At 35.7% G+C, this 1,053-nt stretch carries 1 protein-coding gene and 2 pseudogenes; all 3 read right to left on the bottom strand.

The window, feature by feature from the left end:
- Window positions 1-560, bottom strand: a pseudogene (locus tag F6K13_RS34530) (Uma2 family endonuclease); the annotation flags it as partial.
- 62 nt (window positions 561-622) lie between these two features.
- Window positions 623-820, bottom strand: coding sequence for a hypothetical protein (locus F6K13_RS34535; RefSeq protein WP_124145906.1), 198 nt, complete (start codon window positions 818-820; stop codon window positions 623-625).
- Window positions 821-862: 42 nt separating this feature from the next.
- Window positions 863-1,053, bottom strand: a pseudogene (locus F6K13_RS34540) (hypothetical protein); the annotation flags it as partial.

A 1,053-nucleotide genomic window follows, 5' to 3' on the forward strand; every position in this document is an offset into this window, starting at 1 on the left:
AAAAGTGACATCTTCATACAAACTATCAATGCTAGTCCGAAAGTCAATGCTTGCCAGGAGAATTTCACTGCTTTGAGTGTAAGTGTGTAATACCCAAAGACCTTCAGCATTACGACGGAAACATTCTAAACGCTGGCGTTTTTGGTTAATTAAACGTATTCTTGCAAGGTTGGTAATTGCTGATAATTGGCAAATTTGTCACCGCGTTCTAATGCTTCTGTGCTTTCGGATAAAACTTCCACTATTAAACAAGGATATTTTTTATGATTTGGCAAAGCTTTATCTCTGGCGTCGCAAGTTACCATAACATCAGGATAATAGAATGTATTGGTAGTTTCTATATGAGCTTTCATATCCGACATATAGACGCGACAACCACTACCTCGCAGATAATTTCTTAATGCTGAAGCTAGGTTGAGGGAAATAGTCACATGAGCATCACTAGCACCGGCCATTGCGTATACTTGTCCATCAATATATTCGTGTTTGACGGGACTGAGTTCTTCTTCTGTGAGATATTCTTCATGAGGAATGTAATTTGTGTTTTGGTTAGCAATCATGGTTTGAGAGATAGAAGTATTATATAGATGTCTGAACTTTGGGATGCTTTGGAAGAATGATTTTACTCGATAGTCATATTTTTAATATGATTTCTCAACCATTCATAGACTAAAATTTGTACGTCAATTTTTCTCTGTTCAGCAATTTTAGTGATAAATTGTTCGACATCTGGTTCGAGATAAATGGAGTAATGAAACTTAGCATCGGGATGGTAAAACTTGCCTTGTTCTGCTTGGGAAAAATCGTATTCTGATTTCATAATTGCCTCTTTTGATAAACTTGAGTTTCAGTTAAAGTAGCTTTACGAGCTGAAATAATCCGAATTTAGATAGGAGAATTTATTGATTTCTTTAAAGGTATGGATAACAACCCTTAAAATACCTGTTTCATCTAAGCCCATAGTAATCCATCTATCTTCATCTTGACTATGTTCTTCATCGTAGATTGTTAATTGATAAGGATCGCGGAAAACAGTTGATGCCAAACGAAAAT

This window comes from Okeania sp. SIO2B9 (assembly GCF_010672505.1).
In the GTDB taxonomy this organism is placed as follows: Bacteria; Cyanobacteriota; Cyanobacteriia; order Cyanobacteriales; family Microcoleaceae; genus Okeania; species Okeania hirsuta.